The sequence below is a fragment of the Janthinobacterium lyxosi genome (genome assembly GCF_051380665.1).
Classification (GTDB): domain Bacteria; phylum Pseudomonadota; class Gammaproteobacteria; order Burkholderiales; family Burkholderiaceae_D; genus Janthinobacterium.
On record NZ_JBNYXM010000047.1, the window covers coordinates 1 to 22410 of the forward strand.

Here is a 22410-nt window from a genome sequence, read left to right on the forward strand (position 1 = left end):
TGTTCAATCCACTCGACCGGCAAATGTTCCCCTAGTCGGCGCCAGTCAGGTGCCTCGAGGTAATTTGCCAGGAAATGGAGAGTGTCATCGAGCATAGCCATACAGGTTAACAGCTGGCCCGGGCGTTTACAAGCCCCAAAATAAAAATGCCGTCCAGTCTTAACTGAACGGCATTAGCACTCAGTGCCGGTTTTTTTATGCCTGCGCGCCCGGCTTAAAACTTGTACGAGGCATTCAGGTAGCCGGTGCGGCCGCGCGGATCGTAGTAGCGGTCGTCATAGCCGAATTGCTGGCCACGGTTCGCGCCGGACGTCGATGGCACGAATGGCGGGCTCTTGTCGGTCAGGTTCAGCACGCCTGCGGTGAGGACCCAGCTCTTGCTAGGCGTCCACACCGTTTGCCAGTCGAGGGTCGAATAGAAGCCCACTTTCATGCGGATCTTTTCCTGGCCCGTCACGGCACCCGAAGCGTCAAGCACGTCGACCGAGGTTTCCTGGTCCTTGTAGCCGGACAGGAAGTTGACCGTCAGCGAATTGGCCCAGTTGCCCGTTTTCAGGGTGTTGGTCCACTGACCACGCGTGCGGAAAGTGACCGAACCGAGCTCGGCAAAGTTACCCAACGCCGAGTAATACTGACCATTGCGCTCCAGCTGCACGTCCTCGCGCAGCATCTGCGTCGCATTCAGCTGCGACGTGAACAGGCCAATACCCGAGCGGTAACGGGCGCTGATGTCGATGTCGACACCGGTGGCAAACGATTTACCGAGGTTTTGGTTGTCCGCCAGGAAAGCCAGGTAGGTCGTGCCCGTACCCACGTCCTTGTTGACGCCCCAGGATTTCGGAAAGTTGGCCGGATTGGTAAACACCAGTTGCTCAGTCAGCTGGCCGAAGGAATCGCGGATTTGCACATGCCACAGGTCGGCACCCAGGGTGATGGCACTGATCGGCTCATAACGGAAACCGATGGTCGCCTGTTTCGATTTCTCAGGCTGCAATTCGCGGTTGCCACCGGCCAGCTGATCGTATTGGCGGTTGCCTGGCTGGCACACTGCATTGAGGCGCGTCGCGATGGCTTGAAGGGCTGGCGTACACGTGTACTTCTCGCTGGTAACGCCATAGCCACGCTGCAAGGCGTTAACTTGCGGCACTGTCGGCGCATGGAAGCCATTGCCGACCGAACCGCGGATCAGCAAGGTGGGGGCCGGCGTCCACTTGAAGCTGGCCTTGGCCGTGGTGGCGCCACCAAAGTCCGAGAATTCATCAAAACGCAAGGCGGCGCCCAATTCCAGCTCTTTCAGTACAGGCGCGATCACTTCGCCAAAAATGCCCTTCGACGTGCGGCTGGCACTATATGGCTGGCTACTGGCCGCGTCGCCGAAACGCTGGTCGCATTCCAAGCCCGTCGTACCGCCGCACAAGGTGCCTTTTACCGGATCGGCCAGGATGCCTTGCGCAAACGGGCTCGGCTTCGCGGAGAATTCTTCGCGGTTGATGTTCACCCCCATGCCCAGCATCATTGCGCCACCCGGCAGTCGCCGCACTTCCGTCGAGCCATTCAGGTTAATCGTTTGCAGGCGCGAAGTACCACCGTCCCAGTAACCCGAGAACGTGGCTGCCTTGATGGCGTCCTGTGCCGCGGTCGACTGCTTGCCTGGACCAACGAAGGGGTCGAGCAAGCCGCTCGATGTCAGGTTATTGACGGCAATCGCACCAGGATAACCGGAAATACTGCCTTTTACGCGGCTTTCCGAGAAGTTGTACGCTGCATTGTAATCCCAGCCGGCAAGAATCCCGCGCGTCCCGACCACCACGCTGGCGAAGTCGGCAGTATCTTTCGAGGTACGCTGGCCCATGTCGAATAGGCGGTAAAACGCAGTACTATCGCCAGTAATGCCAAGTGGTAACAAATACTTGTTGTGCAGCGGCGTGCCGGCATCGACGGCGATGGCGCCGGGAACGGGAGCGATGCGCGAGGTCTGCTTGGTGCGAGACAACAGCACGTCCGCATACACTTCCTGGCCCGCGATCTTGAAGGTGCCCGAGGCCATGAAGTTATCGCGCTTGCGCTCCGGATAGATTTCCAGATCCTTGGTGAAGTCGTAGCCGCAGTAGTCATCAACCAGGCCACTGCCATCGTTATAGGGCTCGATTACGCGGAACGTCTTGTCGGGGCAGGAGCCGTTGGCCTTCTGGTAAGGGCTGATCAGCTGCCCATTGTCGTCGGTGGCATTAGCCGGAATCGGACTGGCCGAAAACTGCTGCTTCTGATAGCGCTTGCCATTTGCCGAAAACTGTACCTTGCCCGTGTTGGCGAACTTACGGTCGACCGAAGCGAGCTTGTCGCGCTCGTCGTGGCCAAAGGTCAGCACGACGTTGTAGCCATCCTCGTCCAGATTGCCAAAGCCCTTGGTGGCGCTGATGCGTTTCTCGCGCGCGCCGTTTTTCGGCGCGGAATAGCCGATGGTCACATCGCCTATGGTGGTGTCGTGCTTGGTAATGAAGTTGACCACGCCGGCAATGGCGTCGGCGCCGTACAGTGCGGAGGCGCCATCGGTCAGCAGCTCGACCCGCTCAATTGCCGAGATAGGGATGGAATTCAAGTCGAAACCAGCCGCAAAGCCCGTCAAGGTCTGACCGCCGAACTGGGCCAGGCGCTTGCCGTTCAGCAAGACGAGCGTACGCGTCTCACCCACGTTATGCACGGAAATGCCGGAGAAACCAAAGGTGCTGCCGCCAACCGAGGCACTCTCGCTGGTAGCGCCCTGGGCGGAAGAGAGTTTCTTGACCAGATCGGTGACCGAGGTGGCACCCGAGGTGCGGATGGCTTCGGCGGTCAGGACGGTGACCGGCAAGGCGCCTTCGGCGGCGATGCGCTTGATCGACGAGCCCGTGACTTCCACGCGCTGGATCTGCGTATCGGCAGCCTGTGCATCCTGCGCGATCGCGGACTGCTAAACAACGGACATGGCGGCAGCTACACCGCCGGCGCAAACGATGCGAACGGCACGGGAGATGACGGTTTCTTTAAGCATGGGGAACCCTTTTTCATTTGTACGGTTATATATGACTCCGGATTTGTGACCCGGATTGCACTCGTTCATCTAAAGGAAACGCCTCGTACGGCACCCAATCAAGTACCGCGAATTTCGCTGGGACACTTGTACAGAAATGGCACTAGGCGACTGAAAGTCAACTAGACAACTACATAGAATCACGGCAGGAATACGAGTGTCAATAGAACTCAGCATGCGTATGGCGTACATACAACATGTGAAAAGCAGCGGCTGCCAGGGATAGGGAGGCCTTTCCCTGGCAGCCGGGAGGCCGCGCGGCGTCAGCCTGCCAGCGGCAGCCTGATCTGTATATGACAGCCGGGCGTGCAGTCGATGGCGCACACCTGGCCGCCCAGTTGCTGCACGATGGTATAGACGATGTGCATGCCCAGGCCGGAGCCGCCCTGGCCCCGCTTGGTGGTGAAAAACGGTTCAAACATATGTTCGCGCACGGCCGGCGCCAGGCCGATGCCATCGTCGGAAAATTCCAGCAGCAGCCATTGCAAGGCCACGTCATCCTCGTCCGCCTCGATGCGCGCGCGTATCGTGATGCGTCCTGGCCCGCCCTGCGGATAGCCGTGGCGGGCGCTGTTCATCAGCAGGTTCGAGAGGATTTGCGACAACTTGCCGGCCGCCAGGCGCACCTGGCAATCGGGCGCGATATCGAGTTCCACGCCCAGCGCCGCCTTGCGCAGTTCCGGACTGTGCGCCGATACCAGGCCGTGCACATAGTCGTGCAGCGCCAGGTCGGCCACGTATTCACTGACCTGGTCCACGGCCAGCTGCTTGAAATTGCCGATCAGGTCGGCGGCGCGCGCCAGGTTGCGTTCGATCAAGGCGGCCGCGCCTTTCAGGGATGCGGCAATGTCGACCAGTTCGGCACGGCTGACCTTGGCACCGCCCAGCAGCTGCACCAGCTGGTCGGCATAACTGCCCATGCTCGACGCCGCCGTCAACGCCACGCCGATGGGCGTGTTGACTTCATGCGACACACCGGCCACCAGCGAACCGAGGGCTGCCATCTGTTCCTGCTCGATCAGGTTGGCCTGCGCCGCCAGCAGCGATTCGGTACGCACGCGCACGATTTCTTCCAGCTGCTGCGTGCGCTCCTGGTGCTGCAGCTCGGCCGCGCCGCGGGCCGAGAAGATCGACAGCAGCAACAAGGCCAGCAAGCGCTTGTTTTCATCAATGGGACGCGTGTCGATGGCCGACAGGATGCCCAGGGTCTTGCCTTCGGTATCGATCAGCGGCATGCCGACATAGCTTTCCGCCTGCATGTCGACCAGGAGGGTATCGAATGGAAAGCGACGCTGGATGTCGCTGCCATGAAAACACATGCTCTGGCAGGTCACGTCCTGGCAAGGCGTGTGCTGCAGGCTGTATTCGATATTCGGCTGGTAGCCGTCGCCGCCCCACAGGGCCAGCGTGCGGATGCCTTCGCTGCCATCGTCCATGTGCACCAGGCGCCCGGCGATCACATAGTGCACGTCGAGCGCTTCGGCCAGGTCCTTGACGAGGATGCGCAGGAAGTCGTCGCCACGGGCGTGCGCTGTCGAGGCCGTAATCGAGCGCAGGGCCGCTTCCGCCAAGGTGCGCCGCTGCTCGGGATCGAACAGGGGTTCTTGCGAATTCACATCAAACAGCGGAATACTCATGAATGCTCCTGCCCAGCACTGGAAGCGCCAGCAAACCTGCCGGCGTGGCAACCCTCAGCCATGGCCCACCCGAGCGGACCTGCCGCGATTGTACCTCTGGCTATTGTTTAATAATACAGATACACAGGAATTTTTTATAGCCAGCCGGAACGCTTGAACAAGTAATACATATAACCGCAGACACAACTCATCAGTCCCACGGCCACAGGATAGCCGTATTGCCAGTCCAGCTCCGGCATGAACTTGAAGTTCATGCCCCACACGCCGGCAAACGCCGTGAACACGGCGAAAATGGCCGCCCAGGCTGCCAACTGCTTGTTCACTTCGCTCTCATCGATGGCCACCATCGACAAATTCACCTGAATCGCCGTGCTGATGGTGTCGCGGATGGTGTCGAGCGTGCCATTGATGCGCGCCAGATGGTCATGCACGTCGCGGAAATACTCCTGGGTATCGTGGCACAGCGGCGGCACCCGTCCCCCGTGCAGCTTGCCCACCGCTTCCATCAGGGGCGCCACCACGTGGCGCAAGACCATGACCTTGCGTTTCAGCTGGTACAACCGTTCGATATTGTCGCGCTCGGTGCCACGGTCGAAGATACGGTCCTCGATCAATTCCAGCTCCGATTCCAGCGCGTCGAGCACGGGAAAGTAACGGTCGACGACGGCGTCCATCAGCGCGTACAGCACGAAAGCCGAGCCCTGGCGCAGCAAGTGCGGTTCGCGCTCGGCGCGCGCGCGCACGCCGAGGAAACCTTGCGAGCTGTTGCTGCGCGACGAGAGCACATAATTGGCGCCGACAAAAATGTCGACTTCACCCAGCACCAGTTCGTTTTCGACCATTTCCACGGTTTTCACCACGGCAAACAGGGAATCGCCATATTCCTCGATCTTCGGACGCTGGTGGCCCCGCTGCGCGTCTTCCACCGCCAGTTCGTGCAGGCAAAACTCGTGCTGCATCTGTTTCAGCTCGTCCGGCGTGGCGTCGAGCAGGGCCACCCAGACGAAGCAGTCGGGGCGCTCGACGTAATCGCTGATATCGTCAATCGGCAAGTCGGCCAGTTTTTTGCCATCCTGGTAGGCCACGCAGTTAATCAGCATACAGTTCCACAATGAAAGTTAAGACCGGACGAAACAGTCCGACAGGCGCCAGCTTACCTTATCGCCTGCCATTGTTGTGGGTGTTGTGGCGTGCAAGGGACGCCGCGAGGGGAAGCGGACGGGGCGGAGCCCCGTCCGGACGGGAATCAGTCGTCCTTGGCGCCGTCGATGCCCAGTTCGGAGATCTTGCGGGTGATGGTGTTACGGCCGATGCCCAGGCGCACGGCGGCATCGTTCTTGCGTCCGTGCGTATGCTTGAGCGCCGTCTTGATCAGGGCCGACTCGAATTGCCGTCCCAGCACGGCCATGACTTCCTGCTGCCCGGCGCCCAGCATGCCGGCCGCTTGCAATTCCAGTAAACCAATCCAGCCCGGCGGCGCGCCGGTGGCGGGCGCCGCCGCTTCGAAGACCTGGCCACCGTGCGGATGGGCAATGGCCGCCGGCGCAGCCTCGCCCGCCGCCGCAGTGGCCACGCCATCACCCTGCCCCTGCGTCAATTCCAGCGGCAAGTCCTTGATTTCCACCGTCTGGCCTGGCGCCATCACGGTGATCCAGTTGCACAGGTTTTCCAGCTGGCGCACATTGCCGGGCAAATCGAGGCCGCTGAGAAATTGCATGGTCGGTTCGCTCATGCGTTTGGCTTCCACGCCCAGCTGGCGTGCGCTTTGCACCAGGAAGTGGCGCACCAGGATGGGGATATCCTCGCGCCGCTCCCTCAAACTGGGCAGGCGCAGCCGGATCACGTTCAGGCGGTGATACAAGTCTTCGCGGAACAGGCCGTCGCGCACGCGCTGCTCGAGGTTCTGGTGCGTGGCGGTAATGACGCGCACATTCGCCTTCATGGGCTGGTGCCCGCCGACGCGATAGAAATGGCCGTCGGACAACACGCGCAGCAAGCGCGTCTGCAGGTCGAACGGCATGTCGCCGATTTCATCGAGGAACAGGGTGCCATTCTCGGCTTGCTCGAAGCGGCCCCGGCGCGTCGTCTGCGCGCCCGTAAACGCCCCGCGTTCGTGGCCGAACAGTTCGGACTCCAGCAAATCCTTCGGGATCGCCGCCGTGTTCAGGGCAATGAAGGGCTGCGCCGCGCGCGGACTGTGCTTGTGCAACGCGCGCGCCACGAGTTCCTTGCCGGAACCGGATTCGCCCGTGATGAGCACCGTCACGTTCGATTGCGACAGGCGGCCGATGGCGCGGAAGACTTCCTGCATGGCCGGCGCCTGGCCGAGGATTTCCGGCGTTTCCGACGGACCCGATTCGACGCTGGTCTCGCGCAGGCTCTCTTCCAGCGCGCGGCGGATCAGCTCGACAGCCTTGTCGATGTCGAAGGGCTTGGCCAGGTATTCGAAGGCGCCGCCCTGGAAGGCCGCGACGGCCGAATCGAGGTCGGAAAAGGCCGTGATGATGATGACAGGCAAGCCGGGAAAGCGCGACTTGACCGTCTGCAGCAATTCCAGGCCGGACGCGCCCGGCATGCGGATATCGGACACGAGCACTTGCGGCGTGTCAAATTCCAGTGCGGCGATGGCGTCGCGTGCATTGGCAAAACTCTTGGTGGCGAGATTTTCCCGCGCCAGGGCTTTTTCCAGCACCCAGCGGATTGATTCGTCGTCGTCAACTATCCAGATTGGCTTCATTAGTGTGTGCGTCCCGCAATGGATTTCATGGGTGGGATACCTCCTCGCTTATGGCAAGGGTAGAACGATCCTGAAATCGGTGTATCCAGGCCGGCTTTCGCACTCGATCACGCCCAGGTGCTGTTGCACGAAGGTTTGCGCCAAGGTCAGTCCCAAACCGCTGCCGCCTTCCCTGCCCGACACCAGCGGGTAGAAAATCCGGTCGCGGATCTGGGGTGCGATGCCAGGTCCATTGTCAATGATATGCAAGTCTAATGCCAGGCCGTAACGGACCTTCGCCAGGGTCACCTGGCGCGCCACGCGCGTCTTGAAAATCAGCTCCGCATCGCCCGCCTCGATGCGCTCGGCCAGGGCTTGCGCCGCGTTATGCGCGATATTGAGCACGGTTTGTATCAATTGTTCCTTGTCGCCGCGAAATTCGGGGATCGAGGCGTCGTAATCGCGCGAAATGGTGAGACCGCTGGGAAACTCGGCCAGGATCAGGCTGCGCACGCGCTCGCACACTTCGTGGATATTCACGTCGCCCACGATATGCGGGCGGCGGTGCGGCGCCAGCAGGCGGTCGACCAGGGTCTGCAGGCGGTCCGCTTCCTTGATGATGACTTGCGTATACTCGCGCAGCTCGCTCAGGTGCAGGGCCGGCAATTCCAGTTCCAGCAACTGGGCCGCGCCGCGGATGCCGCCCAGCGGGTTCTTGATTTCATGCGCCAGGTTGCGGATCAGCTCCTTGTTGACCTGGCTCTGGTCGAGGATGCGCTCCTCGCGGTCGAGTTTTAACTGCTGCACGTTTTCGCGCAGCTCGATCAGCACGCCGTCGCGCGGTGCGTCGAGCGCGCTGACAATGCTGTGCACGCGCAGCGGCTCGCGCCCCAGGCGTTCCAGGCTCAGGTCCTGGCGCAAGTCGGAAAATTGATGTTCGAGCGCCTGCGCGCAGATGCCGGCCAGCTCCTCGGGATTGAGGAACAGCGCCGTCAGCTTTTGCCGCGACAGGGCTTTCAGCGAGCTTTCCAGCAGGTTTTCCGCCGCCGCGTTGGCATAGCTGATGCGGCCGTCACCATCGAGCAGAATCACGGCCGAAGCCAGCAAATCAAGGCCGGCCAGGTGGGCGGGACGGCTGGAATGGTTGTCTATTGTCATGGTCTCGTCATCGGATATTGGCGATCTCGCGTTTCAGGGCCTCGACGTTCTGCTGTGTTCGGCCAATGTTGTCCTTCAGCTGCGCCACCCGTTCCTGATATTTCGCATAGTTACGCTCATTGCCCTGGCGCTCAGGTTGTCCGGCGTTAAATTCCAGGCGCTGGGCCGCCAGTTTCTGCTCTTCGCTGCGCAATTCGTCCTGCAAGATCTGACGCCGGTCCAGGTCGCGCGCCCGTTGCTCGGCGCCATCGACCTTGGGAAACGCGCCGGCGGCAGGCGCTGCCGTGGCGACCGCCTGCGTGGCTGGCCGGGCCGGTGCGCCGGCCAGCGGCGCCGTCTTGCGCGGCGGCTCCGTCATGGCGCCGGGCAAATCAAGCAGCTGGCAATGCTTGCCAGCACGCTTGTCCGTGTATGTCTTGTGTCCTTGTGCATCGGCGCACACATACAGCTGCGCGTGCGCCTGTGCTGCCGCGCCCAGCAATCCTGCCATCAGCGCCATTCTGTAATGCTTGGTCAATCTTCACTCCTGTCGGCACATGCCGCATCGTTCCTGGGCCGACTATACAACACCGCACTATCACTGCATTGGCGTACTGCATAAAAAAAACGCGGGCAAGACCGATCGCCTCACCCGCGTTTTTTATTCACTACCGGCAAGTTGCCGGCATGGTGCCATTACAGCGAGTAGTACATGTCGAACTCGGCAGGATGCGTGGTCATGCGCATGCGCTGCACGTCCTGCATTTTCAGTTCCAGGTACGCGTCGATCATGGAATCGCTGAACACGCCGCCACGAGTCAGGAACTCGCGGTCCTTGTCGAGCGCATCGAGTGCTTCTTCCAGCGAAGCGCACACGGTAGGGATCAGTGCGTCTTCTTCCGGCGGCAGATGGTACAGATCTTTCGAGGCAGCTTCGCCCGGATGGATCTTGTTGGTAACGCCGTCCAGGCCAGCCATCAGCAGTGCGGCGAAGCACAGGTACGGGTTCGCCAGTGGATCCGGGAAGCGCGCTTCCACGCGGCGGCCTTTTGGATTGGCCACGTGCGGGATACGGATCGAGGCGGAGCGGTTTTTCGCCGAGTACGCCAATTTCACTGGGGCTTCGTAGCCTGGCACCAGACGCTTGTACGAATTGGTGCCCGGGTTGGTGATCGCATTCAGTGCCTTGGCATGCTTGATGATACCGCCGATGTAGTACAGGGCGAAATCGGACAGGCCGGCATAGCCGTCGCCAGCGAACAGGTTTTTGCCATCTTTCCATACGGATTGATGCACGTGCATGCCCGAACCGTTGTCGCCAACGATAGGTTTCGGCATGAAGGTAGCGGTCTTGCCATAGCTGTGCGCCACGTTCCACACCACGTATTTCAGGTTTTGCGTCCAGTCGGCGCGCTCGACCAGGGTCGAGAAGCGGGTGCCGATTTCATTCTGGCCTGCGCCAGCGACTTCGTGATGATGTACCTCAACCGGGATGCCCAGCGATTCCAGAATCAGGCACATTTCCGAACGCATGTCCTGGAAGCTGTCCACTGGTGGCACCGGGAAGTAGCCGCCCTTGACGGTAGGACGGTGGCCGCTGTTGCCGCCTTCGATGTCCTTGCCGGTCGACCACGAACCTTCGTCCGAACCGATCTTGACGAAGCAGCCCGACATGTCGATCTTCCAGCGCACGCTGTCGAAGATGAAGAATTCCGGCTCAGGGCCGAAGTAGGCGGTGTCGCCCATGCCCGACGATTTCAGGTAGGCTTCGGCGCGTTTCGCGATCGAACGCGGGTCGCGGTCGTAGCCCTTGCCGTCCGACGGCTCGATCACGTCGCACTGCATGAACAGGGTCGTTTCTTCCATGAACGGGTCGATATTGGCCGTGTTTGGATCCGGCAACAAGATCATGTCGGACGCTTCAATGCCTTTCCAGCCAGCGATCGAAGAACCGTCAAAGGCGTGGCCCGATTCGAATTTGTCCATGTCGAAGTGCGACACGGGAACCGTCACGTGCTGCTCTTTACCACGGGTATCGGCAAAGCGGAAATCAACGAATTTGACTTCGTTTTCTTCTACCATCTTCAAGACTTCTGCGGCTGTCATTGCCATGCGTATCTCCTAAATGAATGTGGGGTGAGCCGACCTTAGTGCGTCTGGGCTGATGAAGCGAAGCAAACATTGCGTGCCACCAAAACTCATAGGGATCATAGCAGATTCCATGCCAGCTCCAGGAGCCCCCTGGTGCCGGCAGCAAAATTACTGCCATCCCAGTGAAAGTTTTCCTGCCCGCGATTTTCACGCGCGTTTGCGTCACATCAAGAATGCACTATGCAAGTGCAAAAAACGAATAACGCACCATTATCGTGCATTTTGTATGGATTCCTGAAAAATGCCTTGTTGTGGTGCATGCGCCGTGCACCGTGACTTCCCGTTTGCGGAGCGCGAACGGCGCACTATAATCGTTCACACCTTTCCACTTTCATCGAGGACGCCATGACTACCGCCGCCGACATCCTGACCACCGCCCGCAGCCGGGCCAATGAAGGTACGCCGTATGCCGGCGCTGTCACGCCGCAGGAAGCGTACGACCTGCTACAAGTCGATGCTGCCGCCAAACTCATCGATGTGCGCACGAATGCCGAGCGCGACTGGGTCGGCCGGGTCGACATCGCCGATACCCAGCATGGTGCGGTGCAGTGGGCCACCTACCCGGGCGGCGTGCCGAATCCCGACTTCCTCGCGCAACTGACTGCCCAGGCCGGCAAGGACGAGGTGCTGCTGTTCCTGTGCCGCTCCGGCGTGCGTTCGCGCCATGCCGCCAAGCTGGCCACCGAACACGGCTACATGAACTGCTTCGACATCCTCGAAGGCTTCGAAGGCGACAAGGATGCGGACGGCCACCGCAAGCAGATCGGCGGCTGGTGCAAGGCGGGCTTGCCGTGGCTGGGCGCCTGATTCACTGAACAGCGTTTGACCTTGCGGGCCGCCGCGCTGGTCGGGCGCAAGCTGTCGATCAACCTCGTTTAAGCGCTCAGGCCGGCTCGCCCACCTCGGCTACCGGATGCTCACCCATCAAGGTCAAGATGCGCTTGCGCACGAAGTTGATGTGGCTGCGCAAGCCGTACAAGCCATCGGCAAACGACAGGGGAATCGAGATCTGGTTGACCATTTCCTCGATCTGGTCCAGCCGTTGCAATTGCGCCGCATACACTTGCGCACGTTGCTCTTGCGGCACGTCTTCCAGCGCCTGCTCGACCGTGCGCAGCTGGCCATACCAGCGGTACACGCGCGAGCGGATGCGCCACACGTACAGGGGTGGCACCACGCGCGACAGGGGTAAAATCAGCGCGCCCAGAGCCACCACCAGCACCCACATGCGATCAAAGAAATTGGCTAGCCAGAAACTCATATAGCGCTGCAGCACGGGCGCGCCATCCTTGTAGAATTTCAGCGCTTCGGGCGCCACGGGAATTTCCGTATAGCGCGCGGATGGGAACTGCCCCTGCTGCTGGAACCAGCCCGTGCCGCCATGGATGCCGGCTGCCGCCTGCACGAACAGGTCGATCAGGGCAGGATGCAAGTCTTCGCGCGCGACTAAAGTGGCGGTCGGCGCGATCAGGTGGTAATCCTGCGCGGGAATGTTGCGCCCCAGGTCAACGATGCCACGCGGTAAGACGACGTGCGTGAGGAAAGGCAGGCGCCGCGTGTACGCTTCGGCTTGCGAAAAATCAAACAGCTTGATGCCTGGCGTTTGCAGCAGCATCTGGATCAGCGGCGCTTCCGGCGCCGAGCTGAACACGAGGCCATCGATGCGCCCTTCCAGCAACTCCACCGTAGCGGGCGTGTTTTGCAAGTCGCTCACCGTCAACTCATTCGCTTCGACACCATTCACGGACAGCAACTGTCTGAACAGGCTGGGCACGCCCGTGCCTTCCGGCCCCAGGTTGATCTTCATGCCCTTCAATTGCGTCAGTTCCGTCACCGCCTTGTCTTCGCGCAGGAACAGCCAGACGGGTTCCGTAAACAGGCTGCCCAAGGATATGAGGCCATGGCGCTCCGCATCGGCGTGTTCCGTCGAACCGCTTTGCACGAAAGCGATATCGGTCTTGCCGCTATTGAGGCGCTGCAGGTTTTCCTGCGAGCCCAGCGACGGCTGCAAGGTCACCTTGATGCCGTGTTTGGCCAGGGTGGCCGCATATTTCTTGCCGAACTCCTCGTACGCGCTATTGTCCTGCCCTGTCGACAGGCTCACCTGGCGCGGCGGCGCCGGGTCGACCAGCCAGTAAGCGAGCGCACAAAACGCGCCGACCAGCAGCAAGGTGGGACCGGCGGTGGCGAGAAAATCGCGCACGGAAAAGCGGCTGAACGCGAGGATTTTAGACATGTGGTGGCGCATAGGTTTCATGGGTGGCTACGATGCCAAGAAAACCTCAACTATGCAAGGCATCTCACACGCGCGGCGTGGCCAAATCCGCTACAGTGCTGGATCGACCACCTGCCTTCCGGAGCCCTGCATGCTGAAAATTCTTGGAAAATCCGCCTCGATCAATGTCCGCAAAGTCTTGTGGACGTGCGAGGAACTCGACCTGCCGTACGAACGCGAAGACTGGGGCAGCGGCTTTCGCAGCACGGACGACCCGGCCTTCCTGGCCTTAAACCCGAACGCCATGGTGCCCGTGCTGCTCGATGGCGACCTGGTGCTGTGGGAATCGAACACCATTTGCCGCTACCTGTGCGCGCAGGCGGGTCGCGATGACTTGCTGCCAAGCAATCCCCGCGCCCGCGCGGAAGTGGAAAAATGGATGGATTGGCAGATGGGTGATTTGAACAACAGCTGGCGCTACGCCTTCATGTCGCTGGTGCGCCACAGCCCCGCGCACCAGGATGCGGCGCAGCTGGCGGCGGGTATTGCCGGATGGAACAAGATGATGGGCATCCTCGAGCAGCAGCTGCAGCGCACGAGCGCCTTCGTCTGCGGCGAAACGTTCACCCTGGCGGACATCGTGCTGGGCCTGTCCGCCAAGCGCTGGCTGATGGCGCCGATGCAACGTCCCGACACTCCCGCCATTGCCGCCTACCATGCGCGCCTGGAAGGTAAAACCGCCGTATTTGCCGGCTAAATCTGCTGCATGCTGTCCATGCATCCTTCTCTTCCTCAAAAAAACCCGGCCGTAAAGGCCGGTTTTCAGCTGTAACGGCGCCTTAATTCGTGCACTGCTTGGCCACGCCCTCGGCCGGCGCAGGCGCCTCGATCAGCGGCATCAGACTCGGCGCCAGGGACACCAGCAATTGCACCGGCAAGGCGCTGGTGAAATCGTAGTTCTTCGATTCCGGCCCCCGCACATAGGCCGTCATGCTGCCATAGAAGCGTTCGCCGATATTGAACACGAACGTGGCCGAACGGTTCACATAGCGCGACTCGATCAATCGGCCGCCGGCGCCATACACGTCGAAGCGCTGATCGCCCGTGCCCGTCTTGCCGCCCATCGGGATCGGCACGCCGTCGGCGCCGACAAACGCCGTCTTCGCCCGTTTCGCCGTGCCGTCCGACACCACTTCGCGGATGGCCTTGGCGACAGCCTTGGCCACGTCCGGCGACAGCACTTGTTCCGCCTCCACCTTGCTGCCCCGCTTGACCATGGTGTCATACGGCGTGTTGGCGGCGAAATGCATGGAATCGATGCGCACGCTCGGTTTGCGCACGCCATCGTTGATGATGATGCCCATCAACTCGGCCAGCGCGGCGGGACGGTCGGCCGATGCGCCCAGGGTGGTCGCGTAGGACGGCACCAGCGAGTCGAAGGGATAACCCATCTTCTTCCACTGACGATGGATTTCCAGGAAGCCTTCCACTTCCAGCAAGTTGGCGATACGGCGGTCCTGCGCATGCTTGCGGTGCGTATTGAACAGCCATTTATACACTTCCTGGCGTTCCTTTTCGCTGGCCGCCACCATCTGCGACAGGGTGGAACCTTCGTGCTGGCGCAGGTACGCCACCATCCACAGTTCCAGCGGATGCACATTGGCGAGATAACCGCGGTCGGCCAAGGACCAGTTTTCCATCGCGTACTGCTGGTACATCTTGGCGACGCGCTCGGGCGGCACTTCGTTTTGCGATGGCAAATTGGCGTTGAGGAAATCGCCGAATTCCGCCACCGTACCCTTCGGATTGACGGTGCGGAAGATATTCGCCAGGCGCACGGGCGTCGGGCGAATGCTGGCCAGCAAAATCTTTTCCTGCTCGTCAACGCTCTTGCCACGGTACTTCTGGTAGAAGCGGTGCAGGAATTCGCGCCCTTCCTTGTCGGCAAAACGGCTCAGGTACTGCGCCCGGCGCGGATCGTCCGCATCCGCCAGCAGGGAAGCCGACGAATCGGGGCGCGAGAACATGTAGTAGCGCGCCACGTCGCGCATCAGGCGCACGAACACCAGGTTGGTCGACTGGCGCAAGGCTTGCTGCACCGTCATGATGCGGCTGTCGTCGAGCTTGGAGAAGTTGCCGAAATGGTGCAAGCCGCCGCCCGTGAAGAAGCCTTCGCCCGGATTGCCCGAATATTTACGTTCCATGGCAGCCGCCAGCATGGCCGGCAGCTTGCGCGCCTCGCCGAGCGGCAACGGTTTCAGATAGGCAATCGCCCACTGCGACAGCATGTCCTTCGGATCGACGGCGATCTTGCCCAGCTCGGCGGCGCCCATGCCGCTGTAGCGCTGGTGCAACTGGTCGATGATATCGAGGTAGCTCACCAGCGTGCGCAGCTTGGCCGTGGAGCCCAGGTCCAGCTTGGCGCCCTCGTTGATGTCGAGCGGTTGGTCAAAGTTATCCGTCTGCACGCGCAGCAAGTTGGCTTGCTCGCCCTTTTGCAGCAAGGTAAAGCTGTAGACCACGTTGGCCGGGTCGCCATTGCCCAGCATGCCCTTGCCCGTCAGGCCGGCCGCTTTCGCCACTTCCGGGTCGCGCAATTCGCGCAAGACCTTGGTGACGGCGTTTTGCGCCTGCGCATCGAGCGTGCTGACCACTTTCAGGTCGAGGCGGTCGAGGTTGTACAAGCGCGGATCGCCGAGCATGCTGGCCAGGTGGTTGCGCACGGCATTCGAAGCCTTGCGCGTGACGAACGAGGTGGACGCTTCCGATTGCACGCCCGATGCCGTCGACGGGCGCAGCTTCTCGGCGATGGCCGCATTACGCAGCTGTGGCGAGATCACGCCCGCTTGCGCCAGCAGGCGCAGATGGCTGTTGGTCAATTCTTCCAGGTCGGCGCCACCGGCCACCAGGTAATGCGAGGGACGGCGCTGCGCGATCAGCAGGCTCAGCGCCTGCTTGTAGGCCAGCGCACTACCGGGCTGCTCCATATTGCCGTTAAGCAAAGTTTTCACTTCGGCGAACGGACGGCCATACCAGACCCACATGCCATCGCCAATGCCGTTGACTTCGCCAAAACCGCTTTTTGCCGACAGCGGCACGGTATTCAGATAATTGACGACGATCTTGCGCCGCGCTTCCATGGTGTTCTCGCCATCCTGGTACGAACGCAGGCTGGCCGAAATCATCTGCAGCAGCTTGTCCTCCATGGAACTGGTGCGCCCGTCCTCCGAATGCCGGTATTTCTCGATTTGCGTGGCCAGGGTGCTGCCGCCACCGCCCCGGTGGCCGCCGAACAGGTTCAGCGCCTTGTCGAGGATGGCCTTGCTCAGGCGATCCCATTCCACGGCGGGATTGCGCTCGGGCGTGCCCGGGTCGAGCAATTCGCGGTTTTCGATGAACAGCAGGCTTTGCACCAGCGCGGGCGGCGCTTCGGCAAAGCTGTCGAACATGCGCTCGGGATAACTGGCCGCGAACAGCGGCGCGGCGCGGCAATCGAGGATGGTCAGTCCGGCGCGGTTTTTCTCGTGATAGGTGGCAAAGATGCCCCGGTCGACCAGTTGCACCATCTTCGGCGACATGCGTGCCTGCGCCGTGACGGCATAGTCGCGCGCATTCAGCTTGCTAATAAAGTCCGGCAAGCTGGCATAGCCGAGGCGCTCGTCATACGGACCATGCTGCGGATAGCGGATGGCGCCCGCCGGTGCGGGGCCAGGCTCGACCTTGAACGTCAGCTGGCGGTCCAGGCGCGTGAAAAACTCGGCCTGCAGGGCCGAGGTGCGCACTTCGCGCATGACGAACCAGGCCACGCCGGCGATCAGCGCCAGCACAATGATGGCAAAGATCGGCCAGATGCGCGAACGGCGCTTCTTCGGCAAGCTCGCCGGCGGCGGCGCCTCGGCAGCTGGATCAGAGGGGGGCCGCTCTTGCGCGGCCAGGTTGACGCCTGTGTCTGTCATGGGATGCTGGGGTAAAGTTGGGTTTGGACGGCGCGGAAAAGGCGGTAGCGATACCGCTCCGCGCAGGATAAGACGTGGGCCAGCCAAGGCCGGTCACAACAAAGCTTGCTTAACATGATGTCCATACCAGTGAATCAAAAAACACGCTACTGCACAGGCAGGCAACCCCGCGTTTGACACGCCAGGCTCCTGTTCACCATTCCACCACATCGGCATGAAAACGACTGACGAGCGCACACAAAAATCTTGCTTCATTAAAGATTTTCGCAAAAAAACAACGTCCTGGAACGTACGCTTGCGTACATAGATGCAAGGCGGGCTGGACGCCAGCGAAAAAGCAGCTGGCGCCGGGCTGGCAGCAGCTCAGATGGTGGTGTATTCCGCGTGCAGGGCGTCGAGCGCGGCGCGCATGTCCGCAAAGGCGGCCGCCGCTTGCGCCGGTTCGCCCTTGACGCCCAGTTCGATATGCCGGCGCGTCTGCGCATCGCCCACGCTGGGCAGGCTGAACACCTTGATCAACGGAAACTCCGCTTCCAGGCGCACCATCAGCGGCGTCAGCAACGATTCAGCCGTTTCATACACGAGCAAGGCATGTTCCGCATGCGGCACCTGGTTGAACAAATGGCTGTAATGCGTGTCGAGCACCCATTCGATCATGGGCCAGGACATGACGGGAAAGCCCGGCACGAAGTAATGTTCGCGCACGGCAAAGCCCGCAATCTTGTTGTAGGGATTCGGAATCAGCTCGGCGCCTTCGACAAATTCCGCCATTTTCAGGCGGTGCAGGTTTTCCGGCGAATTCAAGTCCGCCGGCACGCCCGCTTCCTCGCCCATTTCCGTGATGCGCTGCTGGATATTGAGCTTGCCCTGCGGATGCAGCACCAGTGGCAGGCCCAGCGCATCGGCCGCCGCCTGGCGCGTATGGTCGTCCGGCGTGGCGCCGATGCCGCCAAAGCTGAAGACGATGTCGCCGCTGGCAAGACTGCGCTTGAGCAAGGCGACCAGGCGTGCCGGCTCGTCGCCCACGTATTCCGCCCAGCTCAGCTGCAAGCCACGCTGCTTGAGCATGCTCACTACTTTCGGGAAATGCTGGTCCGTGCGCTTGCCCGACAGGATTTCGTCGCCGATGATGATCAATCCGATAGCCATGGAACTTCCTCGTTCGATTCAATTAAAGAAGGTCAGGCGTCCGCCGGCGCCACGTCGGTCATGCCGCGTACGCCCCGCAAACGCGACAGTGCTTCCAGGCAGTAATACTGGAACCACAGACCCGTAAAGATAAAGATCAGCACATACAGCCAGATGGCGAACGCCGCCAGGAAGGGGAAGAACACCACCGACATCACGCCGCCCATCCACAGCATGCCCGGCACGGCGCCGGCCGCGCCGGAAACCATGCCGATGGCCAGCAGGGGCCAGCGCTGCATGCGCATGATGGCGTGACGCTCTTCCACGCTGGCATAGTCAGCCATGGCGTCATACGCCATCACGCGGTAGGTCAGCCAGCCCCACAGCACGGCTTGCCCCACCAATGCGGCGGGCGGAAACGCGTACAGGGGCAGCATGACTACCCAGACGACGATGAACAGCAAGAACGTGGCCAGCGAGGTGCCGACACTGCCGAGCAGGCTGCCGCCATGTTTCTTTTCCAGTTGCGGAAAGTGCCGCCCGCCAATGTGGCGGCCGATGGCCGGCATGGCGAACAGGCCCATGAAAATGAGCGCCGTCAATATCATCAGCGGCAGCAGCATGAACATGGCGATCAGGGGCACGATCACCGCCTTCAGCACACCCAGGCCGAAGGTGGCCAGCACCTGACCGCTGGTGCGGAAGAAATCGTATTCGGTAAACAGCGCATGCAGGCTGTCGATCAGCGGCTGCAGGCCCACATACAGCAGAGCGCCCCACAGGATCACGGACAGGATGAATGGCGCGACGCTCAGCAGCAGTATCTTGCCGTGCAATTGCGACAGCAGGGCGCGGCCATACGAATTCAACACATTACGCATCAACGGCGTCCTTTTCGTTTCAATCTTGCAAATTCCACCATGCGGCGCAGGCCCAGCCATTGCTGCTGCCAGAAGCCGCTGCCATAGTTGCGCCCTGGCCTGCCCACGCCATGGCTGTCGATGCGGGCCAGCTGGTCGCGCACGCCCGTGCGCGCATAGCCCGCCGAGAAATTCGCGGTGCCCAGCAGCATATCCCAAATCGGCAAGACCACGCCGAAGTTGCAACCGCCCATGCTGCCCTTGCCTTTCGACTCGTGCCCCACGCCTATCGCGTGATGCGTACGGTGGAAACGGGGCGAAATCAACAGCCGCTCGCCGATGCGGCCGAAGTGTATCCTCACATTCGCGTGCTGCAAGCTTTGCAGAATGCGCGAAATCGACACCAGCAGCACGTACTGTCCCGGCGGCACGCCGATACCGAGCGCCACCAGCGCCATCACCACGTCGCGCAAGAAATCATCGAGCAAGTGGTTGCGGTCATCGCTCCACAAGTTCATGTTTTGCTGGCTGTGATGCAGGCTGTGCAAACCCCACCACCAGCCGAAATGGTGCGAGGCCCGATGGTAGCAATAGTCGACGAAGTCCAGTATCACAAAATAAATGATAAAACTGAGCAAGGGACTGATGCCAGGCAACAGCGATTCCAGGTTCAAGGGATGGATATTGTCGAAACGCAAGGCGCCCGCCACTGCATCCATCAGCGGATCGAGCGTGAAGAAGACCAGCACGGAGAACAGGCCGATGCGGTGCAGCACCGTGTAAATAAAATCGTTCCAGCGGGCGCGCGCATCGGTGATCTTTTGCGCGGGAATCAGGGCTTCGAGCGGACGCAGCACGAGAAACAGCAGTACCAGTTCGCACAGGCCGATCAGCAGCCACTCCGTGCCTTCGAACGCCTCTTCCGTGAATTCGCCAAAGCCCAGGTGATACACGAGGGGATTCACCACAGTCTGGAACAGCCAGCCTTGCGCCACGCCAAAGGCGTCGACCACGGCGTCGATGACGGGGGTGATGAGGCTGAGGATGTCAGCGGCGATCATGGCTGGCCTTTCTTCTGCGCGTAGGCAGGATGCTCGCGCAAGGTGGCAAAACAGAAACCCTTGTCTTGCAAGCCGGAAATCAAGGCATCCAGGTTGGCCGGGGCCCACGCCTCCTTGCGCGACCAGATGCCCATGTGCGAAATGAAGATGTCGCCGCTGCGCAAGTTCGCCAGCGCTTTTTTCAGCAGCATGGCGTTTGGATACTTGTCGCTGGGCAGTTCATCGCCGGAATACCCCGCAGGCGCCCAACCTGCATGCCGGTAGCCGCAAGCGCTGCCGGCCGCCAGGGTGCGCTGCGAGGTGTAGCCGCCCGGCGCGCGCCAGAATGGATCGAGCTTGTGCCCGGTCAACTCCTGGAAGCGCGTATCAACCCGGCGCAACTCCTCGCAAAATTGTTGATCGGTCAACGACGCCAGCTTGCCGCCCTCCTTGCCGAACTGGGGCTTGACCTGGATCAAGCCATTGGCCAGATCCTTCTTCCAGTACACGTGGTCAAACGTATGCGTGCCGAAGGCATGGCCTTCGGCGACGCGGGCCTTCCAGTACGGCGCCCACGACGGGTCGAGCGAATAGTCGCCGCGTGTGGTCTTTTCATTGGCCAGGAAGAAGGTCGCCTTCACATGGCGTTTATTCAGCACCTCGGCGATCAGCTGCGCTTGCGACTGGCTGCCCGTGTCGAAGGTCATGTAGATGGTGCCCTTGCAGGCGGCAGGCTCGGCGGATGCCGGTGCTGCTGGTGCAGCGGCATGTGCGGACGACAGCATGGCGCTGGCGCACAGCAGCATGGCGGACAAGCCGCCAGTCAGAATAAGACGCTGCATCATCACATGCGCGGCGAATGGGTGGCGAAATACACGCCATGGGGCGAGCGGCCCACCGGTATCGTCTTGATCACTTTGCGCGTGGTCAAATCGATCACGGCCACTTTCTTGATCCAGCGCAGGGTTACCCACATGGTCTTGCCATCGGGCGTGATTTCCATACAGTCCGGGCCACCGGGCACATTGATGGTGCCCACGTTTTCCAGCGTCTTCTGGTCGATGATGTTAATCGTGTTCGAGACGCGGTTCGAGACAAACGTCATGCGGTTGTCACCGAGCGCGCGGAAATTGTGCGTGCCGGCGCCCGCCTTGATGCGCTTGACGGTCTTTTGCGTGCGCCAGTCGATCACTTCCACGTAATCGCTGCCCATGATGCCCACCAACAAATGCTTGCCATCGGGCGTCATCGTGATGCCGGCCGGCGCGGGGCCGACAGGCATGGTCCATTTGACGGTTTGCGTGGCCAGGTCGATGGCACTGACCTGGTTGCTGCCTTGCTGCGTAATGAAAGCCATGCTGCTGTCGGCCGTGAACGCCATGTGGCTGGGCAACTTTGGCAGCGCGATACGCTTGGCCAGGGTCAGGTTCTTGCCGTCGTAGCGGTACAGGTCGATGCGGTCCAGGCGCAGCGAATTCGAGATGAACCACTTCTGGTCCGGCGAAAAGCCGATCTGGTAAGGGTCGAGGATATTGCTGATGCGACGCTGGATCTGGCCCGACACGGGGTCGAGGAAAATCAGCTCATTGCCGACGGAACTGGCGACGATCAGCGATTTTCCATCCGGCGTCTCCATCAGATGGTGCGGTTCCTTGCCGACGGCAAAGGTGGACAGGGGAGCATAGGTTTTCTGGTCCAGCAGTTGCACCGTAGCATCACGGGAATTGAGCACCACCACCACTTCGGCTTGCGCCGTAGACATTGCGGAAACCAGGCACAGCGAGGAAAAAACAAGGCGGCGTAGACTGCGGAACATGGAAGAAATCACTGTTAAATACAAAATAGGCATTTTACGTGGAACACTGTATTTATTGTGTGAAATCCCCCCCTTAAATGCGACCGACAGCCACATATCGCCGTAATGTCCCCTTTTTCCCTGCGCCGCGCCTGGAATGGCGCTTTGCAACTCATTGCTCTACAATCTGAAGCTTTCATCGCCTACACAAGGATTATCATGACCACCACCACTACCGCTTCCGGCCTGCAATACATCGATACCGTCGTTGGCGAAGGCGCTGAAGCGCAAGCCGGCAACAATGTTGTCGTGCATTACACGGGCTGGCTGCAAAACGACGACGGCAGCGCCGGTTCGAAATTTGATTCGAGCAAGGACCGCAACGACCCATTCGAATTCCCGCTGGGCGCCGGCCGCGTCATTCAAGGCTGGGACGAAGGCGTGCAAGGCATGAAAGTGGGCGGCAAGCGCCAGTTGATCATCCCGGCAGCACTGGGCTATGGCGCACGCGGCGCCGGCGGCGCGATTCCACCGAACGCCACCCTGATTTTCGACGTCGAACTGCTGGGCGTATAAGCTGGGTCTATAAGAACGTGTTCACAATCTATCCGAATAGCCGGATAATGGCGGGATGAGAAAGCCTTACGCCAGCGACATCAGTCGAGAAAAGTTTGAAGAAATCCTTCCGCTGCTGCAAAGCGTGAG

Annotated in this window: 17 protein-coding genes; 3 read left to right on the forward strand and 14 right to left on the reverse strand. The window is 60.9% G+C overall.

The window, feature by feature from the left end; all coding sequences use genetic code 11:
- Positions 1-214 precede the first annotated feature (214 nt).
- From ACQ4WP_RS27365 to glnA, 7 genes are all read right to left on the reverse strand, one after another.
- Positions 215-2899, reverse strand: coding sequence for a TonB-dependent receptor plug domain-containing protein (locus ACQ4WP_RS27365; protein ID WP_436526181.1), 2685 nt, complete (start codon positions 2897-2899; stop codon positions 215-217).
- A 434-nt stretch (positions 2900-3333) separates the two neighbouring features.
- Complete coding sequence (locus ACQ4WP_RS27370) at positions 3334-4707, reverse strand: ATP-binding protein (RefSeq protein ID WP_436526183.1); 1374 nt, start codon at positions 4705-4707, stop codon at positions 3334-3336.
- A 134-nt stretch (positions 4708-4841) separates the two neighbouring features.
- Positions 4842-5807 carry a magnesium/cobalt transporter CorA gene (gene corA / locus ACQ4WP_RS27375; RefSeq protein WP_086146847.1) on the reverse strand — a complete coding sequence of 322 codons (966 nt, stop codon included), beginning with the start codon at positions 5805-5807 and terminating at the stop codon, positions 4842-4844.
- Between the two features lie 146 nt (positions 5808-5953).
- Positions 5954-7444 (reverse strand): nitrogen regulation protein NR(I), encoded by a 1491-nt coding sequence (gene ntrC / locus ACQ4WP_RS27380; RefSeq protein WP_436526185.1) that lies wholly within the window; start codon positions 7442-7444, stop codon positions 5954-5956.
- Positions 7445-7492: 48 nt separating this feature from the next.
- Entirely contained in the window at positions 7493-8581 is a 1089-nt protein-coding gene (gene glnL, locus ACQ4WP_RS27385; RefSeq protein WP_436526187.1) for a nitrogen regulation protein NR(II), read from the reverse strand.
- 7 nt (positions 8582-8588) lie between these two features.
- Positions 8589-9071: a DUF4124 domain-containing protein gene (locus ACQ4WP_RS27390; RefSeq protein ID WP_436526207.1), complete on the reverse strand. Its 483-nt coding sequence runs from the start codon at positions 9069-9071 to the stop codon at positions 8589-8591.
- 185 nt (positions 9072-9256) lie between these two features.
- On the reverse strand, positions 9257-10672 hold the full coding sequence (glnA, locus tag ACQ4WP_RS27395; protein WP_436526189.1) for a type I glutamate--ammonia ligase: 1416 nt from the start codon (positions 10670-10672) through the stop codon (positions 9257-9259).
- A gap of 384 nt (positions 10673-11056) precedes the next feature.
- Between glnA and ACQ4WP_RS27400 the strand changes: the two genes are divergently transcribed.
- Positions 11057-11518 (forward strand): rhodanese-like domain-containing protein, encoded by a 462-nt coding sequence (locus ACQ4WP_RS27400; RefSeq protein ID WP_436526191.1) that lies wholly within the window; start codon positions 11057-11059, stop codon positions 11516-11518.
- A gap of 76 nt (positions 11519-11594) precedes the next feature.
- Here the strand turns inward: ACQ4WP_RS27400 and ACQ4WP_RS27405 are convergent, their stop codons facing one another.
- Positions 11595-12947 carry a TAXI family TRAP transporter solute-binding subunit gene (locus tag ACQ4WP_RS27405; protein WP_436526193.1) on the reverse strand — a complete coding sequence of 451 codons (1353 nt, stop codon included), beginning with the start codon at positions 12945-12947 and terminating at the stop codon, positions 11595-11597.
- A gap of 130 nt (positions 12948-13077) precedes the next feature.
- Between ACQ4WP_RS27405 and ACQ4WP_RS27410 the strand changes: the two genes are divergently transcribed.
- Complete coding sequence (locus ACQ4WP_RS27410; RefSeq protein WP_436526195.1) at positions 13078-13683, forward strand: glutathione S-transferase family protein; 606 nt, start codon at positions 13078-13080, stop codon at positions 13681-13683.
- Positions 13684-13765: 82 nt separating this feature from the next.
- On the opposite strand, the gene ACQ4WP_RS27415 is transcribed toward ACQ4WP_RS27410, so the two are convergent.
- From ACQ4WP_RS27415 to ACQ4WP_RS27440, 6 genes are all read right to left on the reverse strand, one after another.
- Complete coding sequence (locus tag ACQ4WP_RS27415) at positions 13766-16882, reverse strand: transglycosylase domain-containing protein (RefSeq protein WP_436526197.1); 3117 nt, start codon at positions 16880-16882, stop codon at positions 13766-13768.
- Between the two features lie 363 nt (positions 16883-17245).
- A complete protein-coding gene (locus ACQ4WP_RS27420) occupies positions 17246-18031 on the reverse strand; it encodes a competence/damage-inducible protein A (protein ID WP_436526199.1) in 786 nt (261 codons plus the stop codon).
- Positions 18032-18063: 32 nt separating this feature from the next.
- Positions 18064-18891 carry an EI24 domain-containing protein gene (locus tag ACQ4WP_RS27425; protein WP_436526201.1) on the reverse strand — a complete coding sequence of 276 codons (828 nt, stop codon included), beginning with the start codon at positions 18889-18891 and terminating at the stop codon, positions 18064-18066.
- A complete protein-coding gene (locus tag ACQ4WP_RS27430) occupies positions 18891-19931 on the reverse strand; it encodes a sterol desaturase family protein (RefSeq protein ID WP_436526203.1) in 1041 nt (346 codons plus the stop codon). Before ACQ4WP_RS27430 ends, ACQ4WP_RS27425 begins: the two co-directional genes overlap by 1 nt.
- Positions 19928-20752: a polysaccharide deacetylase family protein gene (locus ACQ4WP_RS27435; RefSeq protein WP_436526205.1), complete on the reverse strand. Its 825-nt coding sequence runs from the start codon at positions 20750-20752 to the stop codon at positions 19928-19930. Before ACQ4WP_RS27435 ends, ACQ4WP_RS27430 begins: the two co-directional genes overlap by 4 nt.
- A gap of 2 nt (positions 20753-20754) precedes the next feature.
- Positions 20755-21726, reverse strand: coding sequence for a YVTN family beta-propeller repeat protein (locus ACQ4WP_RS27440; RefSeq protein ID WP_495542749.1), 972 nt, complete (start codon positions 21724-21726; stop codon positions 20755-20757).
- A gap of 198 nt (positions 21727-21924) precedes the next feature.
- Between ACQ4WP_RS27440 and ACQ4WP_RS27445 the strand changes: the two genes are divergently transcribed.
- Entirely contained in the window at positions 21925-22281 is a 357-nt protein-coding gene (locus ACQ4WP_RS27445; RefSeq protein WP_010395194.1) for an FKBP-type peptidyl-prolyl cis-trans isomerase, read from the forward strand.
- Positions 22282-22410: the final 129 nt, after the last annotated feature.